The following is a 3,322-nucleotide window of genomic DNA, read 5'->3' on the forward strand; positions in this document are numbered from 1 at the left end:
GATACAATCAAGGGGAGGGCGTCTATGAGAGATCCTTTGCTGATGTTAGGACCACATCTTTTTTATGTGGACTGGCTGAATTTCCAATCCTTTGAGGAAGAGTTTTCTGCTTCATGGGTTTGCCTAGAGCGTTTTGGTGAGGCTCCAGGTTTGCAATTTACCGGTTATGGCAATGACCCTAAAACCATCCATGGGGTGTTGTTTCCGGAAGAGTTTGGGGACCGGGTAGCGATAGATGCTATCACCAGAACCATTCGTGCTGCCAAGCCCGTTCAGATGATCCGTTGGATGAGTGACAATGGCTATAGCGCCATTCTCCATGGATCTGTGGTAATCACCAGTGTCACGAAAGATCACGACTATATTAGTCGCTCTGGTCAATCGGGGCGCATTCGCTATGCCATTAGCTTGTTACCGTTTTTCGATGGAGGAAAACCGCAAGGTCAATATCAGGTGGGACAATACCAAGAGGGATATGGTCAATATTCCCAAGGAGGAGAAACGCCATGAAGATACCAGAAAAGCACCTCGTGGTAGAGCTAGAAGATATGAGTCTCGATCTGATCTGCTTTCACCATGCCATGGCTGTGTTAGGGGACCGTTCTCAAGTTGGGGGACTAAATGGCTATTTAGAAGCCACACTGGAAGCCAATCCAGGTATTGCAGGGTATGGTGCTCTGTTGCCACGGGGCTTAAAGGTCATTCTGCCTGAGTTTGTCAGCCAAGAAAAGAACAGCGTGGTGAAGCGGTTATGGGATTAATGCGCACGCATCCTTTTATTGAGGTGAGGGTGGGGGATAAGCTTGTTCATGAGGTTTTTTACCAGCGTCTTTTAACCGCAACCATTACGGACCATGCCGGCAATGAAGCCGATACATTTGAAGCAGAGTTTGATGATAGTGGTAATGATTTAGAGGTTCCCTCAAGCAACAGCACTCTGCAAGTGATTTTTGGCTATGAGAACAGCATCAGTGCCTTTATGGGGCGTTTTGTTGTTGAGTCGGTGGTGAGTATTGGGGGCAGTGATGGAGAGATTTTGCGCCTTTGTGGCAAAAGCGCCTCGATGCGTAAAGAACTCAAAGAACAAGCGAGTGAACATTTTGATCACAAAACTGTTGGTGAGATTGTTGAGACACTCGCCAAACGCCATGGCTATCAAGCAAAGGTCAGTCCACAATTTATCAAACAAACTCTTTCTTATGTGATTCGTACAGATCAATCGGCGGTTGATTTTTTAACCCGTCTTGCGGACCGCATGCAGGCGCGTTTTTTAATCAAAGACCATAAGTTTTTATTTTTAAGCGGGGATAATTTACCAGCACTTGAACTTCATAAGCACGACTGTTCTAACTGGGAATTCACGTTAGAGCCACGCACGCAATACGGCATCATTGAAGCTTCTTATTTTGATCGCTCAACAGGGCAACAATGCCAAGTCAAGCATCAGACAGGGTTTAGCGGGCCTGTACGCCGTCTTCGCAGTTGTTATCCATGTCAAGAGGAAGCTTTATCTGCCGCCGCTTCCGAGTCGGATCGCTTATGTCGTGCTGTAGGCAGTGGCTCTTTGTCTCTTGCAGGACGCCCTGAAATCATGGCGGATCAACCTCTCATCCTTCAAGGGTTTCGTGGGCAAATCAATGGACCATGGAAAGCCGCTACCGTCACACATCGTTATGAAAAACAAAGCGGATACACAACAGAAATCACCTTTGAGGCACCAAACAAGGGAAAGGAAAGCAATGAGAACATTGAACATGCTAAAAACAGAAAATCCAAGAGATAATTTTGCTTCTTCTTTTCGTCAACTTCCCCATAATATTGAAGCGGAACAGGCATTACTTGGAGCAATCCTGATTAATAATAATGCACTCGATCGCGTTTCAGACTTTCTCAAAGCAGAACATTTTTTTGAAACGCTACATCAAAAGATCTTTGAGATTGTCTTACAAATTATTCAAAAGGGTCATCTTGCAAACCCCATTACAATTAAGCCCTATATCCAAATGGAAGAAAAAATTGGAGATATTACTGTATACCAGTATGTTGTTCGCTTAGCCACAGAGGCAGTCACTATTATTAACGCTGAAGATTATGGACGTGTCATTTACGATCTTTTTATCCGCCGGTCTTTGATTAATCTTGGCAATGAAGTTGCCAATACAGCTTTTGATGCGCCTCTGGAGTTCACACCTTCCCAACAAATTGAAACGATTGAAAATCAATTATTTGAGTTAGCCGAAAAAGGAAAATATGGAGGTGGGTTTGAAAACTTTGATACAGCCATTGCAAAAGCACTTAACATGGCAAGCGCTGCGAAAAAGCGTTCCTCACAGCTTTCAGGGATAGCTACCCATATCAAAACCCTTGATGAAAAAATGGGAGGGCTACAACCATCCGATTTGATTATCATAGCTGGACGCCCTGGGATGGGTAAAACATCACTTGCTACCAATATTGCTTTTAATATTGCTAATGCTTGTAAGCGTGATAACAGCCAAGCCAATGAAGGGGGTATTGTTGGTTTCTTCTCACTTGAGATGTCAACAGAACAGCTTGCAACTCGTATTATTTCCGAACAAATAAAGGTTTCTTCTTCGGATATGCGTCGTGGTAATATCTCAGAAGAGCAATTTACCAACATCATTTACGCAATGCGCTCTTTACAAACAATCCCTCTTTATATTGATCAAACGGGGGGTGTCTCCCTTGCACAATTGTCCGCTCGTGCAAGGCGTCTGAAACGACAACATGGTTTAGATGTTTTGATTATCGACTATATCCAACTCATGACAAGTGGTTCAAAGCGTTCATTAGAAAATCGCGTTCAAGAAATTACAGCCATTACCACCGGATTAAAAGCACTTGCAAAAGAACTCAATATTCCCATCATTGCTCTGTCACAACTTTCGCGTCAAGTTGAAAACCGAACCGATAAACGTCCACAACTCTCCGATTTACGTGAATCTGGTTCAATCGAGCAAGATGCCGACATTGTTCTGTTCGTTTATCGTGAAGAATATTATCTCAAAAATGAAGAACCAAAAGAAGGCACCTCTGAGTATAGCAAATGGCAAGAGGCAATGGAGCAAGCCAAGGGCAAAGCTGAGGTTATTATAGCAAAACAACGCCATGGTCCGACAGGAATCGTTTCCCTTGCCTTTCAATCCGATTTTACATGCTTTAGTGATTTGGAAAAATAGGAGCAGAAAAACGCGTTAAAGGGAGCTTTAAATACCCTTTAGATAAGGTCTTTGAAGACCCTTTGAGAACACCTTTAAAACTCTTTGAAAAAAAATGAATTGGTACAAAACCTAGTGGCAAA

General features: G+C 43.4%; 4 protein-coding genes. All 4 read left to right on the plus strand.

Annotation, left to right across the window (positions count from 1 at the left end):
• The first annotated feature begins 24 nt into the window (after nucleotides 1–24).
• The 4 genes from ACFIMU_RS08510 to ACFIMU_RS08525 are packed head-to-tail and all read left to right on the plus strand — an operon-like array spanning nucleotide 25 to nucleotide 3,200.
• Nucleotides 25–510, plus strand: coding sequence for a phage tail protein (locus ACFIMU_RS08510; RefSeq protein WP_375610474.1), 486 nt, complete (start codon nucleotides 25–27; stop codon nucleotides 508–510).
• A complete protein-coding gene (locus tag ACFIMU_RS08515; RefSeq protein ID WP_375609809.1) occupies nucleotides 507–761 on the plus strand; it encodes a tail protein X in 255 nt (84 codons plus the stop codon). Before ACFIMU_RS08510 ends, ACFIMU_RS08515 begins: the two co-directional genes overlap by 4 nt.
• Nucleotides 761–1,783, plus strand: a complete 1,023-nt coding sequence (locus ACFIMU_RS08520; protein WP_375697024.1) for a phage late control D family protein — start codon at nucleotides 761–763, stop codon at nucleotides 1,781–1,783. Before ACFIMU_RS08515 ends, ACFIMU_RS08520 begins: the two co-directional genes overlap by 1 nt.
• The gene (locus tag ACFIMU_RS08525) at nucleotides 1,740–3,200 is read left to right on the plus strand and encodes a replicative DNA helicase (protein WP_375697023.1); all 1,461 of its coding nucleotides are present in this window, start codon (nucleotides 1,740–1,742) and stop codon (nucleotides 3,198–3,200) included. The genes ACFIMU_RS08520 and ACFIMU_RS08525 overlap by 44 nt, the downstream gene beginning before the upstream one ends.
• The last annotated feature ends 122 nt before the right edge of the window (nucleotides 3,201–3,322 follow it).

The organism is Bartonella sp. AC70YNML (assembly GCF_042196545.1).
Classification (GTDB): Bacteria; Pseudomonadota; Alphaproteobacteria; order Rhizobiales; family Rhizobiaceae; genus Bartonella.

Bases quoted from the DNA above. Each gene is read 5' to 3' on its own strand.
- ACFIMU_RS08515 (WP_375609809.1), top strand. From the start codon at position 507: ATGAAGATACCAGAAAAGCACCTCGTGGTAGAGCTAGAAGATATGAGT.
- ACFIMU_RS08520 (WP_375697024.1), top strand. From the start codon at position 761: ATGCGCACGCATCCTTTTATTGAGGTGAGGGTGGGGGATAAGCTTGTT.
- ACFIMU_RS08510 (WP_375610474.1), top strand. From the start codon at position 25: ATGAGAGATCCTTTGCTGATGTTAGGACCACATCTTTTTTATGTGGAC.
- ACFIMU_RS08525 (WP_375697023.1), top strand. From the start codon at position 1,740: ATGAGAACATTGAACATGCTAAAAACAGAAAATCCAAGAGATAATTTT.